This window comes from Pectobacterium peruviense (assembly GCF_003312355.2).
GTDB lineage: Bacteria > Pseudomonadota > Gammaproteobacteria > Enterobacterales > Enterobacteriaceae > Pectobacterium > Pectobacterium peruviense.
Genome location: NZ_CP161826.1, coordinates 4,431,637 through 4,456,610, shown reverse-complemented (window position 1 = coordinate 4,456,610; position 24,974 = coordinate 4,431,637). Strand labels below are relative to the sequence as shown.

Genomic DNA, 24,974 nt, shown 5'->3' with positions numbered 1-24,974 from the left:
TTCCCCCTGTCCCCGCGTTTGCGGGGACAGTCGTTTTATACCTCGCTCAGCGTGGGGTTTGAGCTTTGATCTCCGTCAGCAGCGCGATCAGCGCCTGCACGTTGTCGTCCTGTGTACGCCAGGATGAGACGCTGATTCGTAATGCCGGACGCCCTTGCCAGACAGTGCCGCCAAACCATGCCTTGCCCGAAGCCTGTAACGCTTCCCGTATTGCCGTCGTTTGGCTGTCGGTTTCCCCACGCAGCAGAACCTGATTGAGCACCACCCGATTTACTATCTCAAAACCCGCATGGCGCAGGCCGTCGGCGATCCACGTTGCCTGCCGGCAGTGTCGTTCGATCATCTCAGCCACGCCGTCACGCCCCAATGTACGCAATGCCGCCCATACGGGAATCCCACGCGGGCGACGGGAAAATTCGAGCGTTAGATTCTTCTGGGCATCGCGTGCCGCGCTTGAGTAAACCGCATCCGCGTTCATCGCCTCGGCTAACGCGTCCGCATTTCGGCAAATCGCCATCGCGCAGTCGTAGGGGGTGTTTAGCCATTTATGCGCGTCCGTTGTCCAACTGTCGGCCAGTTCGATACCCGCAGTGAGTGCCGCGTGAGATGAGGCTCTGGCCCAGAGCCCGAACGCCCCATCAACGTGAACCCAAGCTCCTGCCGCTTTAGCGAGCGGAATGATTTGTGCAAAGTCATCAAATTCGCCCGTGTTTACCTCACCAGCCTGCAAACAAAGAATGGTGCGCTCGTCGAGCGGAGGAAGCTGTGTTACATCGATCTGCCCAAACGCATTAACAGGTGCGACGATGACATGGCGTAGCCCAAAGCCAAGCACGCGCAGCGCTTTTTTCACGGTAATGTGCGTCAGTGCTGAAATCACAACCTTAATCTCAGGTGCGCCGAGTAGCCCATCGTTGTCAAAATCCCAGCCCTGTTTTGCCAACAGATCACGGCGTGCGGCGACCAGACAAGAAAGGGTGCAGGCGGTGGCGCTGGTGCCGAAACCAACGGCACTTTCTGTCGGTAAATTCAGGATATCAAGCACCCAACGGCTGGCGAGGCGTTCCAGCGTGGCGGATACCGGCGAATTATCAAAGGTGGACGCACACTGATCCCAGGCGATCATCAATCGCTCGGAGGCAGCGGCAACTGGCAATGTCGCACCGATAACAAAGCCGAAATAGTTCGGGCCATTAGAAGCGGTGGTGGCGGGTGAACCGACCTCATCCAGTAGCGTTAGGGTGTCTTCAGGCGAGAAACCTTGTTGCGGCAGCACTTCATCAAAACGCGCTAGCCCTGCGAGGGCATCGGCATCGGGAAAAACCCGACGCTGTGTATTCCCCGCCAGATAACGTCTACCGCGCTCATCGGCATCAGCCAGTAATGTCAGTTCGTTCATCGTTTTTCCTTTATCAAGAATCGTTTCCGTTATCATGACGGTGTGAATGCGGTCGATGACGGCGCTGAAACGTGCAACGTCATTTTCCAGAAGAGTAATGCCAACAGGCTGACGGCGGCGCCAAGAAGGCATACGCCTGACCAGCCAGCAGCGTCATATGCCACTGTCGTTGCCATCGCGCCAAGGCCGCTACCGATGCTATAAAACAGCATATAGCAGCCAACCAAACGGCTGTGTGCATCGGGATGCGTCTTGAAAATCATGCTTTGGTTGGTAACGTGAATGGCCTGTCCGCCCAGATCGAGAACGATGATGCCGACCACCAAGGCGAAGAGAGAATAGGGTGCTAACCACAGCGGCAGCCACGATGCCAGCAGCAATAATAGGGCGATGCCGCTGACCCACTGTTCGCGGCCCTTATCGGCCAGCGAGCCTGCTTTCACTGCTGCCAGTGCGCCGAGAATACCCACCAGACCAAACGCGCCGATAACCGTATGAGAAAAGAAATAAGGTTCGCGGCTTAGCGGTAAAACGAGCGCGCTCCAAAAAATGCTCAGGGCAGCAAACATCAGTAAAGCGATGACGCCACGTATTTGCAACACGTGTTCTTTACGCAGCAGGGTCAGCATCGAAAGCAGCAGCGCGGAATAGCGCGGGCGCTGTTGGGCTCGCGGCTGATGTGGCAGTGCGCGCCATAAAAGCGCGGCGAGCAGGAGCATTAGCAGTGCGGAAAAGAAGTACACGCTGCGCCAGCCTGCCATATCAGCGATGAAACCGGACAGTACGCGAGCCAGCAAAAGCCCAATCACCACGCCGCCCTGCGCGGCTCCCACAACGCGCCCACGTTCCTGTGGTGCGGCAGCGGTCGCGGCATAAGCAATCAGACCCTGGGTCATGGCCGTGCCGAACATGCCCACGGCTAGCATGCTGATCAATAAATACAGAGATGTGGTGGCTAGCCCAACGGCAATCAGCGCCACAATTAGCCCACTCAACTGTACCAACATCAAATTGCGTCGGTTTAGGATGTCACCTAACGGCACCAGCAGAATTAACGCCAGCGCACAGCCAAGCTGTGTTGCCGTCATCACGCCGCCAACGGCGGCGATACTGATATGAAAATCTATCGATAGCGCATCCAGCAGCGGCTGTGCGTAATAAACATTGGCGACGCTGAGGGCGCTGGCACAGGCAAACAGCAGCACTAACGCGCGCGGTAATGCCGTCTGCGCAGGTAGCGTATTGCTGTAAAGATCATATTCAGTGACGGATGACGTGGTATGAATAGGACTATTTTTCATAATATTGGCTTTCATTACTCAGTTTGGTTTCAAAATAAAACCAGTTGAAGCATGAACGATCTGGTTTTACTCTGCAACCAGAAAATGTGCGGTCAGTTTTTCAGCTTGTGGGTAAGGCAGGTAGGATGAACAGGAAAAAGGGGAGGAAATAGTCATGGTGAAGCGCAAAAGTCTGAAAGAGGATGTGTGTCCCGTCGCGCGCGCGCTGGATGTGGTTGGCGATCGTTGGACATTGCTAATTATCCGAGATGCTTTCGACAATCGCCGCCGTTTCAGCGATTTTCAGCGCAGTTTGGGCGTTGCCAAAAATATTCTTACCGACCGTCTGCGCACTTTGGTTGACGAGGGCATTTTTTCCGTTCAGCCCGTTTCCGAAAGCTCGGCTTATCAGGAATATGTTCTGACACCAAAAGGTGAGCAGCTATTTCCGCTCGTTGTGGCGCTACGCCAGTGGAGCGAACAGCAGTTGTTCGCTGAAGGGGAACCCCGCTCTCTGCTATTGGATAAACACACCGGGCAGCCTCTGCAAACCATGCTGCCGCATTCTGTGCAAGGCCAACGGGTGGTCGGGCAGGATACGTTCGTTCAGAAAGTGGATTGAGGTGCCGTGATGCAGAAAGAATTGAGAGAAACAGGCCGCGATCTTGAGGCAATCTCCCGCTATTTGAAGAAGTTGCACGTACTGACGTTATGCGTAGGTGAAAATTCGGAATTATGGTGTGCGAGTTGCTTCTATACTTATGACGATGAACAAATAGCCTTCTATCTAATGACGGAGTTGCAGACACGTCACGGTGAAATCATGGCAAGGCTGCCGCAGGTGGCCGGTACGGTCAGCGGCCAGCCGAAGAGTGTGATGCTGATTAAAGGCGTACAGTTTCGGGGACAGGCGGTGCAGTTAGACGGTGATGCGGCACAAGCGGCCAGAGCGCGGTACAACACTCGCTTCCCTATTGCCCGCGCATCGCAAGCGCCGATTTGGCGGCTTGAACTGACAGAAATCAAAATGACGGACAATGCGCTGGGCTTTGGTAAGAAACGCTACTGGCAGCGTGACGAGCAAACAGGCCAGAAAGAACAATGCCAGCATGAAAAGATGGGATAACAAAAGACGTAGAGCAAAGGGGGAAAGCCAATGAGCCGAGTACTGTTATTAGGTGCAACAGGGTTAGTGGGACACGAATTGTTAGAACTGCTGAAAGCCAATAATCGGGTAGAGACGATCTATGCACCGACCCGTAAGCCGTTGGCGCATTCAGAGAAAGTGGCCAATCCGCACGATCCCGATCTGTCAGCTGCGCTGGCGCAATTGACAGATCCTGTCGATATTGCATTTTGTTGCCTGGGTTCGACGCTCAAGACGGCAGGCAGTAAGCAGGCTTTCCGCTACGTGGATTACACGCTGGTCGTGGAAGGGTCAAAAGTGGCGCTAGCGCTGGGCGCGACGCACCTTTTGGTCGTCAGTTCACTGAGCGCGAGTGCAACGTCTCCTTTCTTCTACTCGCGAGTGAAGGGGGAAACGGAAAAATCGCTGCGTCAGCAAGGCTGGCAACACCTGACATTGGCACAGCCGTCGATGCTGTTGGGGGACAGGGAAGACAGTCGCACACTGGAGAGTCTTGCCGCGCCGCTGTTCCGATTATTCCCAGCGAAGTGGCGGGCGATTGAGGGGAAAACGGTGGCGCAGGCGTTGTTGAATCAGGCGTTCTCGCCGGAGCCAAAAGCACGGGTTACGGTACTAGAGTCCGATCAATTACGTTCGCTGGGGAAGTGGCAGCCGCTTCAGTAGACGCTTATCGATCAACGCAGGCGGTGGACCACCTGATTGCTGCTGCCGCGCCAAATCAGTGCGGGATCTTTCAGATCTTGCACAAATTTTCCATCGACTAACACGTTGATGAGATCGACTATCCGCTGTTGTTCCGGCGTGATGTCCGCCAGCACGTAGCCTGTCCAAACCCAGATATCTTTGCCGGGGCATTCTGCACGTATACGTTCTACTAGCCGCAGGATGTCAGGCACATTTTGCGGATGTAGCGGATCGCCGCCAGACAGCGAAATTCCCTGCCGGGGGATGAGCGTATCCTGAAGATCGGCGATGATCCGATCTTCCTGCTCCTGTGTAAACGGCTGACCGGAGTTCAGCCGCCAGGTGCTTTTGTTGTAGCACCCAACGCACTCATGCACGCAGCCAGCGACAAACAGCGTGCAGCGGGTGCCGGGGCCGTTGACCACATCGACGGGATAATATTGGTGGTAATTCATACGGTAGAGCCCATGTTGTGACGCGGGCGTGTGTTAACGATGCCGCGAAAGGTGGGCCGCATTGTTGCGGCCCAGAAGGGATCAACCCAGTTGACCGTTACCCAGATGCTTAATCCGGCGTTTAACCTCTTCCTGCTTACCGGCGTTGAACGGGCGTGCGTCCGGGCTGCCGAGGTAGCCGCACACGCGACGCGTGACGGAAACGCGTGCCGAATCATGATTACCACATTTCGGACAGGTGAAGCCTTTGCTGGTGCACTCGAATTCACCGGTGAAGCCACACTCATAGCATTCGTCGATCGGCGTGTTGGTGCCGTAGTAAGGCACGCGGGTGTAGCTATAATCCCACACGTCTTCCAGCGCTTTGAGGTTGTGTTGCAGGTTCGGATATTCGCCGTAGCAAATAAAACCCCCGTTAGCCAGCGGCGGATAGGGCAGCTCAAAGTCGATTTTTTGGTAAGGGTTCACCTTCTTCTCTACATCAAGGTGGAAGCTGTTGGTGTAGTAGCCTTTGTCCGTCACGCCCTGTACGACGCCAAACTCAGCGGTATCCAGACGGCAGAAACGGTCACACAGGTTTTCGCTCGGCGTGCTGTAAAGGCTGAAGCCGTAACCCGTTTCATCTTTCCACTGCTCGGTGGCGGCCTTCAGACGGGCGATGATAGCCACGGCTTTGGCACGTAGCGCCTCGTCGTCAAACACGTGCGTTTGGCTACCGAAGAGTGCGTTGATGGTTTCATGCAGGCCGATATAGCCCAGTGAAATGGAGGCGCGTCCGTTCTTGAAGATGTCCGCGATGCTGTCGTCTGCTTTTAAACGCACGCCACAGGCACCTTCCATATACAAGATCGGCGCGACGCGGGCTTTCACATTTTCCAGCCGCGCAATGCGCGTCATCAGCGCTTTCTTCGACAACGTCAGGCGTTGATCGAGCAGCGTCCAGAAGCGGTCTTCATTGCCCTCGGCTTCCAGCGCAATACGCGGCAGGTTCAGGCTGATAACGCCCAAATTATTGCGACCATCATGAATCTGCTGGCCGTCTTCTTCATACACGCCGAGGAAACTGCGGCAGCCCATTGGTGTTTTGAACGAACCAGTGACCTTGACGACCTGATCATAATTCAGGATATCGGGGTACATACGCTTGCTGGCGCACTCCAGTGCGAGCTGCTTGATATCGTAATTTGCATCGCCCGCTTTATGGTTCAGACCATCGCGGATGGCGAAGACCAGTTTAGGAAATACTGCCGTTTTATGGTTTTTACCCAGCCCGGCAATACGATTGCGCAGGATGGATTCTTGAATCAAACGCGATTCCCAGCAGGTGCCAAGCCCGAAGCCAAAGGTGACGAACGGCGTCTGGCCGTTAGCGGTGTGCAGCGTGTTGACTTCGTATTCCAGTGACTGAAAGGCGTCGTAGCACTCTTTTTCTGTGCGAGTCAGGGCATAGTTTTCTGCATCTGGAATCTGCCACTCTTCTGCTACGGCTTTATGTTTCGCGTGGCTGGCGGTGACGAACGGAGCCAGAATTTCATCAATACGGTTAATCGTGGTGCCGCCATAAATGTGGCTGGCGACCTGCGCGATAATCTGCGCGGTGACGGCGGTAGCAGTTGAGATCGACTTTGGCGGCTCAATCTCCGCATTGCCCATTTTGAAGCCGTTGGTCAGCATGCCGTCCAGATCGATCAGCATGCAGTTGAACATCGGGAAAAACGGCGAGTAGTCGAGGTCGTGATAGTGAATCTCACCGCGTTCGTGTGCCAGTACCACATCACGAGGCAGAATGTATTGTTTGGCGTAATGCTTGGCGACAATACCAGCCAGCAGATCGCGCTGGGTTGGGATCACTTTACTGTCTTTGTTGGCGTTCTCGTTCAGCAGCGCCATGTTGCTCTGCTCGACCAGACCGCGAATTTCCTGATTCAGGCGACCTTGACGCTCACGCGCAATATCTCGGTCATGGCGGTATTCGATGTAGGTACGTGCCAGCTTCTTATAATTGCCGGACATCAGCAGGTTTTCGACCGCGTCTTGAATATCGCGGATATCCACGCGCGATTTATCCTGCATTTGTTGAGCGACCGCACAGGCCACAGTTGCACAGTAGTCTGCATCATTGACATCGGCTGCATGTGCCGCGCGTTCGACCGCCTCTTTGATGCGAACTTCATCAAAAGGCACCTGGCAACCGTCCCGTTTAATCACTACTGGTTTCACGTTTTCTTCCTCTGGAAAGGTTATCCACAGGCAAAAGCCCTACCCGACAAGGGTTGCAGAGGGCTGTGGATGACACTGTGGATAAACACTATATGTAGGTCGTGTTTATAGGATAGGCACTATATATTGAAATTGCGTAGGGGCGCTTGCGCTTTTATCGCTGCAAAATTGATGTAGAGCAAAGAAATTCCTCCCTAGTAGATAAATCGAACTTGAACAAAATTTAATCATATTGAGTGAGGGGTTCGCGAAGGCTTGCGGTGCGTGGTCTGGCAGCTTATCGGGCGTTTTTTTATGGGTAGAAGAGTAAAAGTACAGAAATATCTGAAATGCCAGATGGTGTTTTTCGGCATTCGTAGTAAGCGTGACGGTGACTACTGAATGCCGATGACCGATGAGGGGGCGAGCTACGGTTGACTATCAGGGAAGGGGGGAAGCTGTCGGAAGGTATTTACTAGCCCTTCTGACCAGGCTTTGCGGATCGTGTTGAAATAGGCGTTGTTTTCGGTAACGCGCTGTTGCTCACCGCTGTCAAAACTGCCGGTGCGGTAAATCATCACGTCCAGCGGCAGGCCAACCGACAGGTTGCTGCGCAGGGTGGAGTCGATAGAAATCAGCGCACAGCACATGGCTTGTTCCAGCGGCGTATCCATCGTCAACACGCGATCGATGATCGGTTTGCCGTACTTACTCTCGCCGATCTGGAAATAGGGGGTGTCCGGCGTGGCTTCAATGAAGTTGCCTTCAGGATAAATATGGAACAGCCGATGTGTTTCACCACCAATCTGGCCGCCTAGCAGCAGGTTGCAGCCGAAATTGGTATTACTGCCGCTCTGCTGCGCGCTGCTATCGCGGTGAATCACTTCGCGTACGGTTTCCCCGAGTAGCATCGCAGCGTCATACATGGAGTTAGCCTGCATAAGGTTTGGCGTATGCTGCGCGTCAATACGGGCGTTGAGCAGGCTGATGATGCTTTGCGTTGTCGCCAGATTTCCTGCACATTGGATCACTAATACGCGCTCATCATCATGTTGAAAAACATGAAGTTTTTTGAACGTTGCAATGTGATCGACGCCCGCGTTAGTGCGGGAGTCGGAAGCAAAAACCAGGCCGTCAGACAGACACATGGCGACACAGTACGTCATAAAGTACCTTTTCGTTAAAAATTTTACTGTTGCTGCTGTACCTGCTGTTGCCGTTCAAACAAGCGGACTTCAGCTTCTGAAAACATCTCTTCGCATCCGCCTCCCAGCCGTGTACCGCGTACCGGGCAGGCATCCATATAATCCATTCCCACGGCCAGCCACAAATGCTGATGGAGTTGTCGGGTACTGTTGGTTATATCGAACCCCTGCCAATACCCGTTTAGCCACACTTCTGCCCAGGCATGCATGGCGACATGTTGGGTATCCTGACTGTACACGTAGCCGCTGACATAGCGTGCTGGAATATTCAGGCTTCGGCAGCAGGCTAGAAACACGTGCGTGTGATCCTGACAAACGCCTTTCTGCATGGCAAACGCCACCGCTGCGGTATCCTGTACCTGCGTTGCTCCGGGAGTATACGGCATTTTCAGCTGTAACTCCGCCATCAGCGTATTCAGGCTCTCTTCCGCTGCATCTGGACGATAATAGCGTTGTGCAAACGCTCGAATATCGCCATCGGCTTCGGTTAGCGGCGTGGTGCGTAAAAAAACCAGCGGCGACAGGCCATCCTGCGTTTCGAGCTTTTCTCTTTCGCCGTCGTCACCGATCTCAACCACACCTTGCGCATGAATCGTGATGTCGTGATGTGGGTGATCGAGTGTCAGCACATGCAACACATTACCATATGCATCGGTGGTTTGAACCGCTGAGGCGGGCAGCGTCAGTTTCCATTCCTGTATTCTCTGATGTGCGGAGTTTTGCGGCGTCAGGCGCAGGTACTGGGTGCTGAACTTCACTTCTTCATCATAGCGATAGTGAGTGAGGTGGTTGATAGTGAGTTTCATAGCGCCTCCAGATAGGTATGACGAATACTGTCTGCCAGTTCATTGATTTTAATGATGAAATTATTGAGGTAGGTGGGTAAATCCTGCGCCAGAATGTCGTCCAGCGTGCTGAAGCGCAGCTCGACGTGTAGCAGGTGGGCGAGCCGATGTGGCACTTTGGCACGTTGGCTACCGATAGCTTCCAACTGAAGTACCAGATCGCCGACGCAGGCGTGCAGCGAACGCGGTACATCCTCGCGTAAGACCAGCAGCTCGGTGACGGTTTCCGGGCTGATTGGCTGGCGATAGATGCTGTGGTAAGCCTCGCGTGCACTCACGGCACGCAGCAGGGTATCCAGACGATAGTATTCACGTACTGGGTCGGGGTCGCTATTGAGCTGTTGGTGTTTAACATTCAGTAACTGTGCAGTCGCACAGGCGCGTTCAATCAGTGTGCCAACACGAATGAAGCACTGGGCGTCATTGCGCAGCAGCGTGCCGAACATCGCACCGCGAAACAGATGGGAACGCTCTTTCACCCAGTCAAAAAACGCATCAATCCCAATATGATCAACACCCTGATGCCGCAGGTTCCGAATGTCGATGCGTGTGGCGTTAATACACTCCCACACCTCGGAGGAAAGGCTGCCGCGCACGGCGTGCGCATTGTTCCATGCCATTTCGATACAGTTGTAGATGCTGCTTGGGTTCTCGCTGTCCAGCGCGAAGAAATTCAGCAGGTTATTCATGGAAAATTGGGTGTAGCGCTGCTGAAATAGCTCATGTGTGGCGGTCAGGTTCAGGGGAAGAGCCAGATCGCGTTGCTGCTGGCTGTGGCGCGGCATCATCGAGAGTTTGTAGGTGACATCCAGTACACGGGCGAGGCTTTCTGCCCGTTCCAGATAGCGAGCCATCCAATACAGTTCACTGGCAGTACGGCTTAGCATGATTCGTCCTCCTCCATGACCCAGGTGTCTTTGGTGCCGCCGCCCTGTGAGGAGTTGACGACCAGAGAACCTTCCGTGAGTGCGACACGCGTCAGGCCGCCGGGAATCAGTCGGATTTCCTCACCGGACAAGGCAAAAGGGCGCAAATCGATATGTCGGGGAGCCAGACCATCGTCGATAAACGTTGGGCAGGTGGAGAGCGCTAATGTTTCCTGGCCGATATAGTTGTGCGGGTGCACGAGTAAACGCTGGCGGAATGTCTCGATCTCCTGACGTGTCGCCCGTGGGCCAACTAGCATTCCGTAACCGCCTGCACCGTGAACTTCCTTGACTACCATGCTATCCAGATGATCGAGCACATAGCGCAGATCCTTGGGATTGCGACATTGCCAGGTGGGAATATTGTGGAGGATCGGCTCTTCAGACAGGTAGAAACGAATCATTTCCGGCACATACGGATAGATGGATTTATCGTCGGCCACACCGGTGCCAACAGCATTCGCCAATACGACGCCACCAGCCCGATACACGGACAACAAACCGGGCACGCCGAGCATCGAATCCGCACGAAACGCCAACGGATCGAGGAAGGCATCGTCCACGCGGCGATAAATCACATCCACCTGACACGGACCTTCCGTGGTGCGCATATAGACCGCCCCTTCTTTCACGAACAAGTCCGCGCTTTCTACCAGTTCGACGCCCATTTGCTGCGCCAGAAAACTGTGTTCAAAGTAAGCGCTGTTGAAACGGCCCGGCGTCATCACGACCACGGTAGGGTCGTCAACGAGTGTGCTTTCACGCAGGGTCTGTAGCAGATAGCTGGGATAGCGTTCAACAGGGGCGATGTGCTGGCTGGCAAAGAGATCTGGGTAGAGCCGCATCATCATTTTGCGGTTTTCCAGCATGTAAGAGACGCCGGATGGGGTACGCAGGTTGTCTTCCAGCACGTAATAATGCCCGTCGCTGTTGCGCACCATATCGATCCCAGTGATGTGGGCGTAAATGTTGTTGTGCAGGTTCACACCTTGCATACAGGGTTGATACTGCTCATTCGCCAGCACCTGTTCACTGGGGACAATGCCAGCCTTGAGTATGTGCTGCTGATGGTAAATATCGTAGAGAAAGGCGTTCAGTGCCTGTACCCGCTGACGGATGCCGCGATCAAGCAACTGCCATTCGTGGGCAGGAATAATGCGCGGTACGCTGTCGAAAGGAATTAAGCGCTCGGTGCCCCCTTCCTCGCCGTAAACGTTAAACGTAATACCCACGCGGTGAAACAGCAGTTCCGCCTGCTCCTTCTTTTGTTTAATGGCCTGCTGATCGGTTTGTTGAAGCCATTGCCAATAGGAATTGTAGTGTTGACGTTGTTTGCCTTGCGACGAGAGCATCTCGTCGTAATAAGGCGCAGATGGAAGTTTCATTTTTATCATTGTCATCCCCAAGCATCACGCTTAATAGCGATAATAGGACAATGCATAAAATGCGCCATTTTGGAAAAAGCGTGATGCAGTCAGGATGGTGCTCGGTTTTTTCCTCTAATTGGTGCGTAGCAAGGCGAGTTTGCACTGAGGAGGGAGAATAAAGGCGCGGGAAATCAGCAAGACGCAGCCACAATGGTGCGTCTTGCGAAGGGGACGATCAATAATGGTGCTTAGCGGCGAACGGCAATCGCTTCGATTTCGATCTTCACATCTTTCGGCAGACGGGCGACTTCAACGCAAGAGCGAGCCGGGAACGGTGCACTATGTTCGTTGAAGAAGGCTTCATATGCGGTGTTCACGAGTGCGAAATCGTGCAGGTCTTTCACGAACACGGTCATTTTCACGATATCGGAAACTTTTAGGCCAGCAGCTTCCACGATCGCCTGAACGTTTTCCAGTGACTGGCGTGTCTGAGCGGTGATGTTATCTGCCACCAGGCCGCTTTTCGGGTTCACGGGGATCTGACCAGACGTGAAGATCATGCTGCCAAGGTCGACGCCCTGAACATAAGGGCCGATGGCGGCTGGGGCGTGCTCAGTGCTGATAATGCGTGACATGGTATCTCCTTGATGGGGGCGTAAAAGAAACGCGGACGCAGCCATTATTCAAAAAAGCCCCGTAACAGGCAATATCCATGACGGGGCAAAGCAGAAAACTAGCGATCTTGCAGTACAGCCTGACGCTCAAATTCTTTCTCACAGTACTTACATTTCAGGTGAACGTCACCGTCACGCTGCTTAACGCTGAATGACGATGAAACCGGTTCGCTGCGGCTGATGCAGTTGCTGTTCGGGCAGGTGAGCACGCCGGTAATGTGGTCAGGCAGCGTCGGCACCAGCTTGCGCACCACGTCATACTCATCAATCTGATTGACGGTCGCCTGCGGTGCGTAAATCGCCAGCTGATTTGCCTGCTGTTCAGTGAGAAACACGTTTTCGATCTTGATCAGATCTTTGCGCCCAAGGTGGTTGGACGGCAAATTCAGGCCTATAGTGATGCGCTGGTCTGTTGCGGTCAGTTTAAACAGCGTCAGCAGCTTAAAACCCACCTGTGCGGGAATGTGGTCGATCACCGTGCCACGTTTGATCGCTTCAACCTGTAATTTATTATCGTGTGTCATGATGGTTTCTTCCTCTTACAGAACCAGTTCGCGATTCAGGACCAGCGCCAGCAGCGCCTGACGGGCGTAAATACCGTTGCCAGCCTGTTGGAAATAATAGGCGTAGGGCGTGGCATCCACATCAATGGTGATCTCATCGACGCGCGGCAGTGGGTGCAGCACTTTCAAATTCGGGCGGGCGCTGTCGAGGTCGGCAGCACGCAGGACAAACTGGGATTTGATGTTGATATATTCGGACGGATCCAGACGCTCTTTCTGAACGCGCGTCATGTACAGAATATCCAGCTCACCCACGACTTCGTCGATGCTGTTGTGCAGGCTGTAAGCAATATTCTTCTCTTTCAGCATACTCAGAATGTAGTCCGGCATCGCCAGCGCGTCTGGAGCGATGAAGTAGAAGCGGTTGCCCTCGAACTTCGCCAGCGCTTGCGTAAGTGAATGCACGGTACGGCCATATTTCAAATCACCGACCATCGCGATGTTGATGTTGTTCAGTCGGCCTTGCGTTTCCTTAATGGTGAACAGATCGAGCAGCGTTTGCGTCGGGTGCTGGTTCGCACCGTCACCGGCGTTCAGTATCGGAATGCCGCCGGAAAACTCGGTAGCAAGGCGGGACGCACCTTCCTGCGGGTGACGCATCACGATGGCATCAACATATTGGCTGATGACGGAGATCGTGTCGGCCAGTGTTTCGCCCTTTTTCCCCAGCGAGGTGTTGTTGCTGTCGGCGAAGCCGACGACGGATGCGCCCAGGCGGTGCATCGCGGTTTCAAAGGATAAGCGCGTCCGGGTAGAAGCCTCGAAGAAGCAACTGGCAATCACTTTATGTTTTAACAGCTCAGGCTGGGGCTTGGCTTTCAGGCTGGCGGCGACATTCAGCGCCAGTTCTAAATCTTCCCGACTGAGGTCGTTAATCGAAATAATATGTTTTTGATAGAGCGGATTGACCATGTTGTCTTTCTCCTAACGAGTAAACAGGAAATGTCGTATCTGGCGGCCCGAACAGTGGGCAAAAAAAAGCCCCTCATTGAGGGGCTTTCTTAATTGATCGATTGAGCGACGGAAAGGAAAACGCTGGCTGCCGGATGGCAGTTGTGGTTGAGAACCAACATAAGTAGCGGATTTTTTGGTGTAACGGTGCATGACCCCTCCCGGCAAACTGTCGGAAATTATACGCGCCGACTAGGCTATTTCAAGCATAAAACGTGGTTTTTTACGCATCGCAATCGGTTGCTTAGCGAATGCGCTATGCATGGCGGCCGTAGAGGGAATAAGGCCAACTGATAAGAGTGATGAGTGGTTCACTGTTTCGGATTAACACGCTGGCGGGTGTCACATTTGGAGAGTATAAGGATTGTAAAACAGAGTTTCATTTTTTATATCAACGAGGTTTTTATGATTACTGGCAATGTCCACCACCTTGATCTGGTTCCTTATCTGCCTGCCAAACTGCGTGAAGCGATTGAATATGTGAAGCAAAACATCACGGCAGACACGCCGTTGGGCAAGCATGACATCGAGGGTAACAGCGTGTTTGTGCTGATCTCCAACGACAGCACAGACCTGCTGGAGAAACGTCGTGCTGAATACCACGCCAAGTATCTGGACATTCAGATTGTGTTGTCCGGTGTGGAAGGGATGACGTTCAGCAACTTGCCTGCGGGCAAGCCAGATACCGATTGGTTGGCGGATAAAGACATTGCCTTCCTGCCAGCGGGTGAACAGGAAAAGCTGTTTGTGATGCAGGAAGGGGATTTTGTCGTCTTCTTCCCAGGAGAAGTGCACAAACCGCTGTGTGCCGTGGGCGAACCTGCACATGTGCGCAAAGCTGTGGTGAAAATAGACGCATCGCTGGTGTAGGATTTCAGTGAACACTGGCAGCAAGGCCTAGAAAAAAAACAGCCAGTCAGTTGCTTAACTGACTGGCATTATTCAGAAAATGATTTTCTTGCTAGAAAATTTCATGACCTTTCGATTATAGGCATGTTATTACTTTACATTATGTAGGATGTTATCCCTGGTATTGGCCTGTCACAGACCTTTTATTCTCTTTTAGTTTTTATAAACAGGTACATATCAGGTACGGTATATTTTATGTAGGGTAATTTTAATGTAGGGATACACTGATGAAACCAATTACATTACCTGACAGATTAATCGCAATGTTCGAAAGCGATCCTCTCGTCGGCTGGGCAGTAAAAGACACAAGCTCCCGTTTTATTTATGTCAATAACACCTTTAAAACCTGGCAAACCATATCAACTCGTTATGATTATGAAGGCTTGAATATTAGGGATATCCCTGTTCCTGTAGCCGAATTTTCAGACATTTTTAACCAGCAGGAACGAGAGATAGAGCGTACAGGTAAGGCGGTGAGAGCCATTACAACGCATATTCAAGGCACGGAAAAAATAATGCAGCCTGCCTACAATATTCAGGAGCCACTCTATGATGAACATCACAACTGTGTAGGCACAGTTATCAGCGTCAGACACGTCAGGATCATCACGCCGACCTCGTTGCTGAATGGAACAATAATGCAACACTCCACCTTCGAGTCCCCTTCTAAATTATTTACCGAGAAGGAATGGGAGGTTATTTATCTGTTGGTCTGTGGGATGATGCTTAAAGATATAAGCAGCATCCTTTCAATCACTGTCGATGCCGTTAACAGCAGACTCCGAAGCTGCTACAGAAAAACAGGCTTGAATTCACTATCAGGCCTAAAAGAATACTGTAGAGATAACAGTTTTGATAACTACATCCCACTGTTCTTTCTGAAAAAAGGACATATCATTATCCGAGGCTAACCTGATGGATCCAGATTTGACTCCTGTTGAGTATTACTTTGATAACTCTTTGTTTGGCTGGGCAATAAAGGACTGCAACTCCCAGTATGTTTATGGCAATAAGATGGTATGTCAGTATTTCGGCGTAACAGAAAATAACCTTTTAGGTTGTCTCGACACTGACTTAACGCCCGATGTCAGCGAGCACTACGACCATATACTGTATGACGATCAAAAAATATTGACCACAAATGAAATGAGTATCGTCCTCAAAACATTTGATTACGGAAGACAAAATAGACTCAGGTCTTTTCTGGTGGAGAAGCGTCCTTGGCGGCTCAATGATGGCAATGACGGTATTGTTTGCACTTACATAGAAATCACCAATGTTTACTTTTCAACCTTTCTTATGCCACGCGAAAGGAAGCCCTTTGTGTTCACTCGACCGGCAAATATTTTTACAGACAAAGAGTGGGAAGTCGTTCTTTTGCTACAGTGCGGGGTGAAGCAGAACGGTATTCCGGACATACTTGGTATAAGTCCTTCAACGCTTCGTAATAGGATAACGCGTTGCTGTGATAAAACAGGTGTGACAAATAGCGCCACCCTGATCCAGCACTGCAACCAAAAAGGATGGGATAACTACATTCCCCCTTTTTTTCTGATAAAAGGGCATGTGTCGATTACCTGAGGGCCTGCCCACCTCTGATCTGTTTTTAAAACACATCAAAGGCAGGCTAAACCTTAATCCTGTACCAGCGTGGCGACCATCACCGCTTTGATGGTGTGCATGCGGTTTTCCGCCTGATCGAACACGATGCTGTGCGCGGATTCAAAGACTTCGTCCGTGACTTCCATTCCACCGTGCAGGCCATACTGCTCTGCCATTTGCTGACCCATTGTGGTCTGGTCATCATGGAACGCAGGCAGGCAGTGCAGAAACTTCACCTGTGGATTGCCCGTTGCGGCGATCATCGCCGTGTTCACCTGATACGGCCTCAGTAGTGCGATACGTTCTTTCCAGGTTTCTTTCGGTTCGCCCATGGAAACCCAAACGTCGGTATAAATGAAATCTGCGCCTGCAACGCCTGCGGCGATATCTTCCGTCAGGGTTATGCTACCACCTGTTTGCTCCGCCGCTGCCTGACACTCAGCCACCAGACCGGCGTCCGGCCAGCAGGCTTTTGGCGCAACAAGACGTAAATCCAGCCCGGTCAGCGCCGCTGCTTCCAGCATGGTGTTACCCATGTTGTTACGTGCATCGCCAGCGTAGACGAGCGTCATGTCTGACAGCGCTTTACCCGGTAAATGTTCCTGCATCGTCAGCAAATCTGCCAGCAACTGCGTGGGATGGAATTCGTTTGTCAGCCCGTTCCACACTGGAACGCCAGCATATTGCGCCAGCGTTTCGACAATCTGCTGGCCGTAGCCGCGATATTGAATGCCGTCGTACATTCTTCCCAGTACGCGTGCGGTATCTTTGATGGATTCTTTATGACCGATTTGGCTACCGCTCGGGCCGAGATAGGTCACCTGCGCGCCCTGATCGTATGCAGCAACTTCGAAAGAGCAGCGAGTACGAGTCGAATCTTTTTCGAAGATGAGTGCGATGTTTTTACCTTGCAGGCGGCGGGTTTCGGTCCCGTTTTTTTTATCGGCTTTCAGTTTCGTTGACAGGGCTAAAAGATTGGCAATTTCTGCGGGTGTAAAATCCATTAACCTTAAAAAGTGACGCTTGTAGAACGGTTGCATGATGTACCTCTCCATGTGATCCAATAGCATTGATTGAATTAAAATTCACTTTATATGTGTAATTATTCAAATTCAAGTGGTGATATCAAACTTTGTGGTGGAGCAAGCTGCAGGGCTGTGGGACAATAAGTAATATTACGTCGATTAATGAGGACTGAGGCATGGCAAACCGCGAATTACTGGAAGAGCAACGGGAAGAGACACGCCTGATCATTGAAGAACTGCTGGATGATGGCAGCGATCCTGACGCGCTCTATACCATTGAACACCATTTCTCTGCTGAGAAGTTTGAAGTGTTGGAAAAAGTCGCTGTAGAAGCCTTCAAGCTGGGCTATGAAGTGACGGATGCGGAAGAACTTGAAGTGGAAGATGGCGTGTTGCTGATGTGCTGCGATGCTATCAGTGAAGTTGCGCTGAAGGCGGAACTGATCGACGCACAGGTAGAACAGCTGTTAGAGCTGGCAGAACGCCACGGTGTGCATTACGACGGTTGGGGCACTTACTTCGAAGATCCAGATGGTGAAGGCGAAGAAGAAGGCGATGATGAAGATTTTTATGACGAAGATGATGACGGCAAACGCCATTAATCCCCGTCATACTTCAAGCTGCATGTACGTTGGCTTTCCTCGTTCACCCCAGTCACTTACTTGAGTAAGCTCCTGGGGATTCACTGCGTCGCCGCCTGCCTGCAACTCGAATTATTTAGGGGATAGCTTGTAAATTCCCGAAAGAACACGCTCACCGAATGCCGCAGGAATACCCTGCGGCGTTTTTATTTGCCATTACAGCAGCTTCAGCATCGTCACTTCACAATCGGTATGGCCCGTGTTGCCCATTGAATGGGGAATCGGATCGAAGCCCAGAGATTCATACAACCGAATTGCACTGGTCAGGTGGCCGGTTGTTTCCAGATAGCAACGGCGAAAGCCGTGCTGACGAGCAAAATCAAGCGCCTGTATCGCCAACTGACGTGCCAGTCCTTTGCCGCGCACGACGGGTAGAAAATACATTTTCTGTAATTCACATACATCTTCTTCTCCCGCGACCAGCGGGGCAATGCCGCCACCGCCAACCACGCGTCCCTCATATTCAACAATCCAATAGGCGCTTTTTGGCTGGTTATACAGGGCAAACAGCTTATCCAGATTAGGATCGGAAACGGTATAGCCTTTGTCGGCCGTCAAACCAAATTCGGCAGAAACTTGACGGATGACCTGAGCGATAGCGGCATCGTCCTGCGCGGTGATTGGGCGTACCTGAAGATTGGCGGAGGTCGCGGTTGTCATAATACGTACTCTTGTTCTTACGGTTGACGAGGGTAATAATCTTGGCCGATTGTAATACCATTTCAGACCACATTGATGCAACGTCTATACCCGCCATACTTCACGTTACCTCTGTGTTGGCTACTCTGCTGGTTTCTCTATTCCCTGTAATTAATAAGTATATGAACTTGTTTGATTTCTGTTAACTTTTATTGTTGTCATTAACAGGACATGCTTAAATAAGCCGCTTTTTGTATGCCAATAACGTGTTGAATGATGCGTTTATGAGGCTTATTTCTTTTAGGATGAAAGGTTTATGACAATCAAGACTTCAGAAAATAGCACGCAGCATCGCGTGCAGTTTCATGGTAAAGCTGGGGAATATTTTGCAATTTGGCTGGTAAATGCGTTATTAACGGTCATCACTCTGGGTATTTATTCTGCCTGGGCTACAGTGCGCCGCCGCCGTTATTTTTACGGTAATACGGAAATTAACGGTGACCGCTTTGATTACCATGCCCAGCCTATTCAGATCCTTAAAGGGCGCTTGCTGGTTATCGGCGGCCTTATTCTGTTTTATATCGTAATGATGATGTCACCAACGCTGGGGACGATTCTCGCGTTGGCATTTGCTGCACTGATTCCGATCCTCGTGATCCGCAACTGGCGTTATGACGCCATTATGTCTAGCTACCGCGGCATCCGTTTTAATTATCATTGCCAGACGGGCCGTGCATATTGGGTCTTATTGCTTTGTCCTATCCTGCTGTTGCTGGCTTTTTATATCGCTCTGGTTGTTGTTGTCATGATCGGTATGCAGAGCAATAGCCCTATTCTGATTGGGTTCATTGCGCTGGCCATTGCTATTCCAGGGTTTGCCGCAGTAAATGGCATCATGAAAATGATGCAGCTCGATTTCTATGTGAATAACCTGTTCTTCGGCAAAACAGCGTTTAAAGCAGAATTGACGAAAGCGGTATTTATTAAGTTCTCCCTGATTAGCCTGCTGATTTTTGTTCCTTTCCTGATCGCGGCGCTGTCATTCATGAGCTCGTTCTTTTTCACGTTTTTCCAAACGATCATGATGGGCGGTGGAAATGAAGAACTTGTACTAATGATGCTGCTGAGTAATGTCTTTAATTTTGTCATGATGATCATTGTGACGTTGCTGGGCGTGCTGGTTTCCAGTAGCTATCTGGTCGTCGCACAGCGTAATTATCTGTTTAACCAGACCTCGCTGAACGGTGGTGTGAAATTGCACTCTTCCATGCAAACGATGTCTTACATGGGGCTGCTGATAACCAATAGCCTGATCACTATTTTCTCTTTGGGTTGGGCTGCACCGGTGGCAGAGATTCGTCATGCACGTTATCTCGCGAATGCCACTGCGGTTGAAGGCGATCTGGAACTGCTGCACGTTCAAGCACACCAAGACACAGCAAACAGCGCACTGGCCGAAGAAGCGGTACAAGCCCTTGATTTGGGTGTCGGTCTATAAGGCTGTAATATGAATATTGAGGGGCATTATCAATACCCCGGATTGGCGGCCCGCGTGGCCGCTTCTCTTCATTTAACGGACAATGGTTCGACGATGGTGCTGAACACCGGGTCATCGAACACAACATTTGCGTTGGAGCAGGTCACGGTTTCCGATGCGCTGGGTTCCATTCCTCTGACGCTAACCTTTCCTGACGGCGGCCGTTTTGTGCCTGCCGACGATCCCACCTTTCGCGCGTGGTATTCTGCGCGGCGTCGACCAGGGCTTGTTCATCGCCTGGAACGGCATAAGCGTGGCGTCATTCTCACGCTATTTGCCACGATTTTGATCGTCATAAACTACGTTTACGTGGTGCTGCCTTGGGCGAGTTCCGCACTGGCGCTACGCATTCCTACCGTTATCGAACAGCAACTGGGACAAAATACGCTGAAGCTGCTGCGGCACAGTGATTTTAAGCCTTCCAAGCTGCCTATTGAACGCCAACAAGAGATGCAAACGCTGTTTCAACAGGTAATGCCTGCTGACATGCGGGAAGATAAAACGCCGCTGCGTCTTGAGATCATGTCTGCGCCTATCGGACCCAATGCCTTTATGCTGGCAGATGGCACCTTGATTATCAGCGACGATCTGGTGAAGCTGGCGAAAAGTGATAACGAGTTGGCCGCGGTGATGCTGCATGAAATGGGGCACCACGCCTATCGCCACCCAATGCGCATGGTGGTGCGCTCATCGCTGGTGTCGCTGACGTTCATGTGGATGACGGGCGATGTCAGTGGAATCGGCGATACCGTATTGCAGTCTGCCGCCTTCATTAACGAAATGCAGTTTTCCCGAGATATGGAGCGGGAAGCCGATGCATGGGCAATAGCAGAAATGCAGCAGCAGGGACGTTCACTTCAGTCAATGCAGGCAATGTATCAGGCCTTGATCGCTAAAGACCGCAGTCAGGATGAAATTGATTCGCTGGATTTACCTGACTGGCTGAGTACGCACCCGGATATGGATGAGCGTCTGGAAACGATTGAAAGAGAAATGAATAAGCACTAATCCTAAAATCTTGATTCCCAACCCTTAATTAACCTCCTGTCTGATGTCGATCGTGTGCGGTGTCACCGCACACGATACCCTTTCTGTTAGAAATCTGAGCGAAAAAAAATGCGCCTTGCTGTTTTTATGCGCGTCTATTTCGAATTGGGGATAGGAGCAATGTGGTAGGGCGCTTAGGCAGGAATACGTTAAATATCATCCTATTAAAAACTTCTTGTAGAATCTCTCGTGATAAATAAAAAAATCAGAGAATAATCTCTTTTTATTATTAGTCCGCTTATGTTTATTGGGATTTTTCCTAATAGACATTAAAATCGCGGCTTCACGACTTCATGATTACCGAAGAGCTATTTATGGTTAACCGAATTCTATCAGGGGTGGTGGGTGCATTTCTGTTAATGCTGTCACCATTAACGCATGCACAGACCAATTTTCCGGAGCCTAAAGAAGGCGACTGGATCGCGTCAGAATTTACCTTCAACAACGGCGAAAAATTAAAAGATCTGCGAATTCACTATTACACCATCGGTGATAAAACCAAGCCCGCGGTGTTATTGCTGCATGGAACGAACCAGCCGATTAAAGCACTGTTAGCAAATGGCTTTGGCGGAGAACTTTTCGGGCCAGGTCAGGCGCTGGATAGCAGCAAATACTTTATTATCATGCCGGAGAGCATTGGTTCTGGAAAATCCTCCAAACCTTCAGACGGCTTACGGATGAAATTCCCACAGTACGATTATAACGATATGGTGCAGGCACAACATCGTTTGATCAAAGAAGGATTGGGGATTAATCACCTGAACCTAGTGATGGGATATTCCATGGGTGGCATGCAAACCTGGCTCTGGGGTGAAAAATACCCAGATATGATGGATGCACTGGTGCCAATGGCGTCGCTGCCAAATGAACTTTCCGGCCGTAACTGGATGATGCGCCGTATCTTGATTGAATCTATCAAGAACGATCCTGTGTGGAATAACGGTGATTATACTCAGCAGCCGCCAACGCTAAAAACAGCCAACATTATGTTTAGCATTGCTACCACTGGCGGCACACTGGCGTATCAGAGCAAAGCGCCGACGCGTGCTCAGGCGGACAAGTTGGTAGAAGATCGTCTCGCTGCGCCTTCAACCAGCGATGCCAATGACTTTATTTATCTCTGGGGATCGTCTGCAAATTATAACGCGGCACCGGATCTGAATAAAATTAAGGCCCCTGTTCTGGTGATTAACTCTGCGGATGATGAGCGTAATCCGGTTGAAACCGGCATTCTGGATAATGAACTTAAGAAAATTAAGCAGGCAACGCTGTTCCTTATTCCCGCCAGCAAAGATACCAGCGGGCATGGCACGATGATGTCGGCGAAATTTTATAAAGATGAGCTGCAACGTTTCTTAGACAAAAATCAGTCTCAGAAAAAGAATAAAAAATAAATTCTAATGACCGACGGAAAGCCAATTTTCTGTCGGTCATTATCTTCTTTGTACGTTTCTTTATTTTATTACGATTTTATAACGGATTTATTTCAGGCTGTATAAATGAACACGTCTGGAAATTGAAATATAACGACTATTGCGTAAATAACTGAACGGTTCCGCTATAGAACTGGCGCTCACCCTTTCTTATTTTCAGACCACAGGGATAATTTATGTTTCGTAAGATAAAGATCCGTACTGCACTCAGCATGATGGTGTTCTCGTTAGCGGCGTTACTGCTTTTTGTCGGCGTTTTAGGGCTGATTGCGGTTCAGTCAGGGAACAAATCATTTGCCCGCGTCGATATGGAAGTGCTGCCAGGGCTGGTGGCGCTGAATGACAGTTCCGAACTGCTGTTGCGTGGTCGGTTGGATTTACGTCTGTACGAATCATTAATGGGGAAAGGGGACGTTGAGGCGGCTAAAGTCGCGCTGGGACGCGCCAGAGGTAAGGTCGATGGTGCTAGCGAAAAATGGCAGGAATACCTGAAATATCCGCAGTCTGAACAGGAGAAAGTGATTTCTTCGGACATGGCTGAGAAGCGCAACGCGCTGATGCAGGACTTTATCGATCCGGCATTTGTGGCGCTTAACGCAGGGAATCTGGATGAATATCGCCAGCGTGCCGGGAAATCGACGGTGCTGTACGCCGCGTTTGATAAATCCTCTAAAGCATTGGTTGCCTTCAAGCTGAAGAGCATTGATGAAGCCTACGCGGATTCAAATGGACGTGTGGAACTGATGGAAACCATCCTGTACGGTGCGATTGCCTGTGCGTTGCTGCTGGCGGCGCTGGCTTGGTCTGTGATGACCAATATGATCGTGAAGCCGCTGAACCAGGCTATTTCCGTCTTTGACCGCATTGCTGAAGGCGACCTGCGGGCGCAGATTGATAGCAGTGGGAAAAACGAAATCGCCCACCTGTTTGCCGCCGTTCAGCGCATGCGCGACGGACTGGAAAACATGGTGCGCGTGGTGCGTAACGGAACCGATGCGATCAGCGTTGGGGTAGAAGAAATCGCATCCGGCAACATCGATCTTTCCAGCCGTACCGAGCAGCAGGCAGCCTCGTTGGATGAAACGGCTTCAAGTATGGAGCAGATCATGTCGACGGTGAAAAACAACGAAGACAATACTCGCAAGGCGAATCAACTGGCGCAGAAAGCCTCTGATTCCGCGTCTCGCGGCGGGAATGTTGTCTCCGAAGTGGTTGATACCATGCGTTCTATTAAGATGAGTTCCGCCAAGATCTCCGACATTGTTGGTGTGATCGACGGTATCGCCTTCCAGACTAACCTGCTGGCGCTGAACGCTGCGGTAGAATCTGCGCGTGCAGGTCAATACGGTAAAGGCTTTGCGGTGGTTGCCTCCGAAGTGCGGATGCTGGCTGCGCGTAGTGCGACGGCAGCGAAAGAGATTGGCACGATGATTGATGCTTCTCTCAGCCGTATTGAAAAGGGCGCTGGTCTGGTTGAAGTGGCCGGTAACACCATGGACGAAGTACTGATGGATGTGAAGAAAGTCGTCGATATCATGGATGAAATCACGCTGGCTTCCAGCGAGCAGAGCCGAGGCATTTCGCAGATTAATATCGCTATTAATCAGATGGATGGTGTGACTCAGCAGAATGCGTCATTGGTCGCAGAAGTGGCGACCTCAGCGAATGCGCTTCAGGAACAGGTTATTAACCTGCAACAGTCCGTCTCCCGTTTCCAAATCGCAAGAGAAAACATGGAGATGGGCAACGTGTTGCCCGGTTTGCGTCAGAACATTGCGCTGGCCGATGCCCGCTAATCGTTAAATACCTTCATCGCCTGTTTTCGCCAGTGTTGTTTTGGCGGCGAAAACAGGCGACTAATGCACATATTCATTCTGCTATAAATGGCACAGGAACCGCCAAGGTTAGCCAGACGCCGTTATCCGCCTGATAAAAAATAAACTCCTGTTGATGCATCTCCAGCGCCTTTATTTTTAGTACCACGGGCTTGCCATGCCGCTGGCCGACTTTTATCGCCGTTGCTTCATCAGCAGACAAATGCACATACTGACGCGAGCCGGGAAGCAAACCCAGCTGATTTATTGAGTCGATAAATCGGGTCGCCGTGCCGTGGTAAAGCAACTCGGGCGGTGTTTTAGGCTTGTAACGCAGATCGACCTGTGATGATGAGTGCCCCTGCGCTGCACGGATCGATAAACCATCCGGCGAAATAGAAAAGCGCTTTTTGTCGCTGTTATCAACCACAGACTGAATCACCTCTCTGGTAAGAAGGCGTCCGTCTTTTGCCGCGCCGCTAATCAGGTCAGCAATGTTTGCCCATCCTTCGCTGTTCAGCGTGAGCCCAATGGCTTCGGGCTTGTGCCGTAACACGTAGCTAAGAAACTTGCTGATATCATCATGATTCGTGTTGCTCATGTGTTCTCGATCCATGCATTGTGCGAAGCGA

The 24,974-nt window shown here is 51.3% G+C and carries 25 protein-coding genes; 11 read left to right on the top strand and 14 right to left on the bottom strand.

The features are described 5' to 3' along the window. Positions 1 to 46: 46 nt before the first annotated feature. Both DUT67_RS20035 and DUT67_RS20030 read right to left on the bottom strand, forming a co-directional pair. Positions 47 to 1,399, bottom strand: coding sequence for a pyridoxal-dependent decarboxylase (locus tag DUT67_RS20035; RefSeq protein WP_048258431.1), 1,353 nt, complete (start codon positions 1,397 to 1,399; stop codon positions 47 to 49). A 32-nt stretch (positions 1,400 to 1,431) separates the two neighbouring features. Then, positions 1,432 to 2,700, bottom strand: coding sequence for an MFS transporter (locus tag DUT67_RS20030; RefSeq protein WP_113632237.1), 1,269 nt, complete (start codon positions 2,698 to 2,700; stop codon positions 1,432 to 1,434). A 154-nt stretch (positions 2,701 to 2,854) separates the two neighbouring features. Here DUT67_RS20030 and DUT67_RS20025 point away from each other — a divergent pair, with 154 nt between their 5' ends. The 3 genes from DUT67_RS20025 to DUT67_RS20015 are packed head-to-tail and all read left to right on the top strand — an operon-like array spanning position 2,855 to position 4,489. Beyond that, complete coding sequence (locus DUT67_RS20025) at positions 2,855 to 3,301, top strand: helix-turn-helix domain-containing protein (protein WP_113632202.1); 447 nt, start codon at positions 2,855 to 2,857, stop codon at positions 3,299 to 3,301. 9 nt (positions 3,302 to 3,310) lie between these two features. Further along, positions 3,311 to 3,805 carry a YhbP family protein gene (locus DUT67_RS20020; protein ID WP_113632201.1) on the top strand — a complete coding sequence of 165 codons (495 nt, stop codon included), beginning with the start codon at positions 3,311 to 3,313 and terminating at the stop codon, positions 3,803 to 3,805. Positions 3,806 to 3,835: 30 nt separating this feature from the next. Beyond that, positions 3,836 to 4,489, top strand: a complete 654-nt coding sequence (locus DUT67_RS20015; RefSeq protein WP_113632200.1) for a hypothetical protein — start codon at positions 3,836 to 3,838, stop codon at positions 4,487 to 4,489. 11 nt (positions 4,490 to 4,500) lie between these two features. On the opposite strand, the gene nrdG is transcribed toward DUT67_RS20015, so the two are convergent. The 9 genes from nrdG to pyrB form a co-directional block, all read right to left on the bottom strand. Then, on the bottom strand, positions 4,501 to 4,965 hold the full coding sequence (gene nrdG / locus DUT67_RS20010; RefSeq protein ID WP_113632199.1) for an anaerobic ribonucleoside-triphosphate reductase-activating protein: 465 nt from the start codon (positions 4,963 to 4,965) through the stop codon (positions 4,501 to 4,503). 81 nt (positions 4,966 to 5,046) lie between these two features. Then, positions 5,047 to 7,185 carry an anaerobic ribonucleoside-triphosphate reductase gene (gene nrdD, locus DUT67_RS20005; protein WP_113626440.1) on the bottom strand — a complete coding sequence of 713 codons (2,139 nt, stop codon included), beginning with the start codon at positions 7,183 to 7,185 and terminating at the stop codon, positions 5,047 to 5,049. Between the two features lie 407 nt (positions 7,186 to 7,592). Further along, the gene (locus DUT67_RS20000; protein ID WP_048258437.1) at positions 7,593 to 8,330 is read right to left on the bottom strand and encodes a proteasome-type protease; all 738 of its coding nucleotides are present in this window, start codon (positions 8,328 to 8,330) and stop codon (positions 7,593 to 7,595) included. 23 nt (positions 8,331 to 8,353) lie between these two features. Then, on the bottom strand, positions 8,354 to 9,175 hold the full coding sequence (locus tag DUT67_RS19995) for a transglutaminase family protein (protein ID WP_048258438.1): 822 nt from the start codon (positions 9,173 to 9,175) through the stop codon (positions 8,354 to 8,356). Further along, positions 9,172 to 10,101: an alpha-E domain-containing protein gene (locus DUT67_RS19990; protein WP_048258439.1), complete on the bottom strand. Its 930-nt coding sequence runs from the start codon at positions 10,099 to 10,101 to the stop codon at positions 9,172 to 9,174. The genes DUT67_RS19995 and DUT67_RS19990 overlap by 4 nt, the downstream gene beginning before the upstream one ends. Continuing rightward, positions 10,095 to 11,534 (bottom strand): circularly permuted type 2 ATP-grasp protein, encoded by a 1,440-nt coding sequence (locus DUT67_RS19985; protein ID WP_048258440.1) that lies wholly within the window; start codon positions 11,532 to 11,534, stop codon positions 10,095 to 10,097. Before DUT67_RS19985 ends, DUT67_RS19990 begins: the two co-directional genes overlap by 7 nt. A 221-nt stretch (positions 11,535 to 11,755) precedes the next feature. Beyond that, positions 11,756 to 12,142 carry a 2-iminobutanoate/2-iminopropanoate deaminase gene (gene ridA / locus DUT67_RS19980; protein ID WP_039354809.1) on the bottom strand — a complete coding sequence of 129 codons (387 nt, stop codon included), beginning with the start codon at positions 12,140 to 12,142 and terminating at the stop codon, positions 11,756 to 11,758. A gap of 98 nt (positions 12,143 to 12,240) precedes the next feature. Then, entirely contained in the window at positions 12,241 to 12,705 is a 465-nt protein-coding gene (pyrI, locus tag DUT67_RS19975) for an aspartate carbamoyltransferase regulatory subunit (RefSeq protein WP_039491703.1), read from the bottom strand. 15 nt (positions 12,706 to 12,720) lie between these two features. Beyond that, positions 12,721 to 13,656 (bottom strand): aspartate carbamoyltransferase, encoded by a 936-nt coding sequence (pyrB, locus tag DUT67_RS19970; protein ID WP_048258441.1) that lies wholly within the window; start codon positions 13,654 to 13,656, stop codon positions 12,721 to 12,723. A gap of 444 nt (positions 13,657 to 14,100) precedes the next feature. Between pyrB and DUT67_RS19965 the strand changes: the two genes are divergently transcribed. From DUT67_RS19965 to DUT67_RS19955, 3 genes are all read left to right on the top strand, one after another. After that, positions 14,101 to 14,565: a YhcH/YjgK/YiaL family protein gene (locus DUT67_RS19965; RefSeq protein WP_048258442.1), complete on the top strand. Its 465-nt coding sequence runs from the start codon at positions 14,101 to 14,103 to the stop codon at positions 14,563 to 14,565. A gap of 266 nt (positions 14,566 to 14,831) precedes the next feature. After that, positions 14,832 to 15,515, top strand: a complete 684-nt coding sequence (locus DUT67_RS19960; RefSeq protein ID WP_048258443.1) for a helix-turn-helix transcriptional regulator — start codon at positions 14,832 to 14,834, stop codon at positions 15,513 to 15,515. A gap of 4 nt (positions 15,516 to 15,519) precedes the next feature. After that, entirely contained in the window at positions 15,520 to 16,185 is a 666-nt protein-coding gene (locus DUT67_RS19955; RefSeq protein ID WP_048258444.1) for a PAS domain-containing protein, read from the top strand. A gap of 53 nt (positions 16,186 to 16,238) precedes the next feature. On the opposite strand, the gene argF is transcribed toward DUT67_RS19955, so the two are convergent. Continuing rightward, complete coding sequence (gene argF / locus DUT67_RS19950; RefSeq protein ID WP_048258445.1) at positions 16,239 to 17,246, bottom strand: ornithine carbamoyltransferase; 1,008 nt, start codon at positions 17,244 to 17,246, stop codon at positions 16,239 to 16,241. Positions 17,247 to 17,407: 161 nt separating this feature from the next. Here argF and rraB point away from each other — a divergent pair, with 161 nt between their 5' ends. Continuing rightward, entirely contained in the window at positions 17,408 to 17,833 is a 426-nt protein-coding gene (gene rraB / locus DUT67_RS19945; RefSeq protein WP_048258446.1) for a ribonuclease E inhibitor RraB, read from the top strand. 195 nt (positions 17,834 to 18,028) lie between these two features. Here the strand turns inward: rraB and DUT67_RS19940 are convergent, their stop codons facing one another. After that, positions 18,029 to 18,532 (bottom strand): GNAT family N-acetyltransferase, encoded by a 504-nt coding sequence (locus DUT67_RS19940; protein ID WP_048258447.1) that lies wholly within the window; start codon positions 18,530 to 18,532, stop codon positions 18,029 to 18,031. Positions 18,533 to 18,827: 295 nt separating this feature from the next. Here DUT67_RS19940 and DUT67_RS19935 point away from each other — a divergent pair, with 295 nt between their 5' ends. The 4 genes from DUT67_RS19935 (at position 18,828) to DUT67_RS19920 (ending at position 24,324) form a co-directional block, all read left to right on the top strand. After that, the gene (locus tag DUT67_RS19935; protein WP_048258448.1) at positions 18,828 to 20,009 is read left to right on the top strand and encodes a YjgN family protein; all 1,182 of its coding nucleotides are present in this window, start codon (positions 18,828 to 18,830) and stop codon (positions 20,007 to 20,009) included. Positions 20,010 to 20,018: 9 nt separating this feature from the next. Continuing rightward, complete coding sequence (locus DUT67_RS19930; RefSeq protein WP_048258449.1) at positions 20,019 to 21,056, top strand: M48 family metallopeptidase; 1,038 nt, start codon at positions 20,019 to 20,021, stop codon at positions 21,054 to 21,056. A gap of 353 nt (positions 21,057 to 21,409) precedes the next feature. Beyond that, entirely contained in the window at positions 21,410 to 22,489 is a 1,080-nt protein-coding gene (locus DUT67_RS19925) for an alpha/beta fold hydrolase (protein ID WP_048258450.1), read from the top strand. Between the two features lie 215 nt (positions 22,490 to 22,704). Further along, entirely contained in the window at positions 22,705 to 24,324 is a 1,620-nt protein-coding gene (locus tag DUT67_RS19920) for a methyl-accepting chemotaxis protein (RefSeq protein WP_048258451.1), read from the top strand. Between the two features lie 73 nt (positions 24,325 to 24,397). Here the strand turns inward: DUT67_RS19920 and DUT67_RS19915 are convergent, their stop codons facing one another. Next, a complete protein-coding gene (locus DUT67_RS19915) occupies positions 24,398 to 24,943 on the bottom strand; it encodes an RNA 2'-phosphotransferase (protein WP_048258452.1) in 546 nt (181 codons plus the stop codon). Positions 24,944 to 24,974: the final 31 nt, after the last annotated feature.

Excerpts from the sequence above, each read along its gene's own strand:
- DUT67_RS20035 (WP_048258431.1), bottom strand. The coding sequence starts at position 1,399 with ATGAACGAACTGACATTACTGGCTGATGCCGATGAGCGCGGTAGACGT.
- DUT67_RS20030 (WP_113632237.1), bottom strand. The coding sequence starts at position 2,700 with ATGAAAAATAGTCCTATTCATACCACGTCATCCGTCACTGAATATGAT.
- DUT67_RS20025 (WP_113632202.1), top strand. The coding sequence starts at position 2,855 with ATGGTGAAGCGCAAAAGTCTGAAAGAGGATGTGTGTCCCGTCGCGCGC.
- DUT67_RS20020 (WP_113632201.1), top strand. The coding sequence starts at position 3,311 with ATGCAGAAAGAATTGAGAGAAACAGGCCGCGATCTTGAGGCAATCTCC.
- DUT67_RS20015 (WP_113632200.1), top strand. The coding sequence starts at position 3,836 with ATGAGCCGAGTACTGTTATTAGGTGCAACAGGGTTAGTGGGACACGAA.
- nrdG (WP_113632199.1), bottom strand. The coding sequence starts at position 4,965 with ATGAATTACCACCAATATTATCCCGTCGATGTGGTCAACGGCCCCGGC.
- DUT67_RS20000 (WP_048258437.1), bottom strand. The coding sequence starts at position 8,330 with ATGACGTACTGTGTCGCCATGTGTCTGTCTGACGGCCTGGTTTTTGCT.
- DUT67_RS19995 (WP_048258438.1), bottom strand. The coding sequence starts at position 9,175 with ATGAAACTCACTATCAACCACCTCACTCACTATCGCTATGATGAAGAA.
- DUT67_RS19990 (WP_048258439.1), bottom strand. The coding sequence starts at position 10,101 with ATGCTAAGCCGTACTGCCAGTGAACTGTATTGGATGGCTCGCTATCTG.
- DUT67_RS19985 (WP_048258440.1), bottom strand. The coding sequence starts at position 11,534 with ATGATAAAAATGAAACTTCCATCTGCGCCTTATTACGACGAGATGCTC.
- ridA (WP_039354809.1), bottom strand. The coding sequence starts at position 12,142 with ATGTCACGCATTATCAGCACTGAGCACGCCCCAGCCGCCATCGGCCCT.
- pyrI (WP_039491703.1), bottom strand. The coding sequence starts at position 12,705 with ATGACACACGATAATAAATTACAGGTTGAAGCGATCAAACGTGGCACG.
- pyrB (WP_048258441.1), bottom strand. The coding sequence starts at position 13,656 with ATGGTCAATCCGCTCTATCAAAAACATATTATTTCGATTAACGACCTC.
- DUT67_RS19965 (WP_048258442.1), top strand. The coding sequence starts at position 14,101 with ATGATTACTGGCAATGTCCACCACCTTGATCTGGTTCCTTATCTGCCT.
- DUT67_RS19960 (WP_048258443.1), top strand. The coding sequence starts at position 14,832 with ATGAAACCAATTACATTACCTGACAGATTAATCGCAATGTTCGAAAGC.
- DUT67_RS19955 (WP_048258444.1), top strand. The coding sequence starts at position 15,520 with ATGGATCCAGATTTGACTCCTGTTGAGTATTACTTTGATAACTCTTTG.
- argF (WP_048258445.1), bottom strand. The coding sequence starts at position 17,246 with ATGCAACCGTTCTACAAGCGTCACTTTTTAAGGTTAATGGATTTTACA.
- rraB (WP_048258446.1), top strand. The coding sequence starts at position 17,408 with ATGGCAAACCGCGAATTACTGGAAGAGCAACGGGAAGAGACACGCCTG.
- DUT67_RS19940 (WP_048258447.1), bottom strand. The coding sequence starts at position 18,532 with ATGACAACCGCGACCTCCGCCAATCTTCAGGTACGCCCAATCACCGCG.
- DUT67_RS19935 (WP_048258448.1), top strand. The coding sequence starts at position 18,828 with ATGACAATCAAGACTTCAGAAAATAGCACGCAGCATCGCGTGCAGTTT.
- DUT67_RS19930 (WP_048258449.1), top strand. The coding sequence starts at position 20,019 with ATGAATATTGAGGGGCATTATCAATACCCCGGATTGGCGGCCCGCGTG.
- DUT67_RS19925 (WP_048258450.1), top strand. The coding sequence starts at position 21,410 with ATGGTTAACCGAATTCTATCAGGGGTGGTGGGTGCATTTCTGTTAATG.
- DUT67_RS19920 (WP_048258451.1), top strand. The coding sequence starts at position 22,705 with ATGTTTCGTAAGATAAAGATCCGTACTGCACTCAGCATGATGGTGTTC.
- DUT67_RS19915 (WP_048258452.1), bottom strand. The coding sequence starts at position 24,943 with ATGAGCAACACGAATCATGATGATATCAGCAAGTTTCTTAGCTACGTG.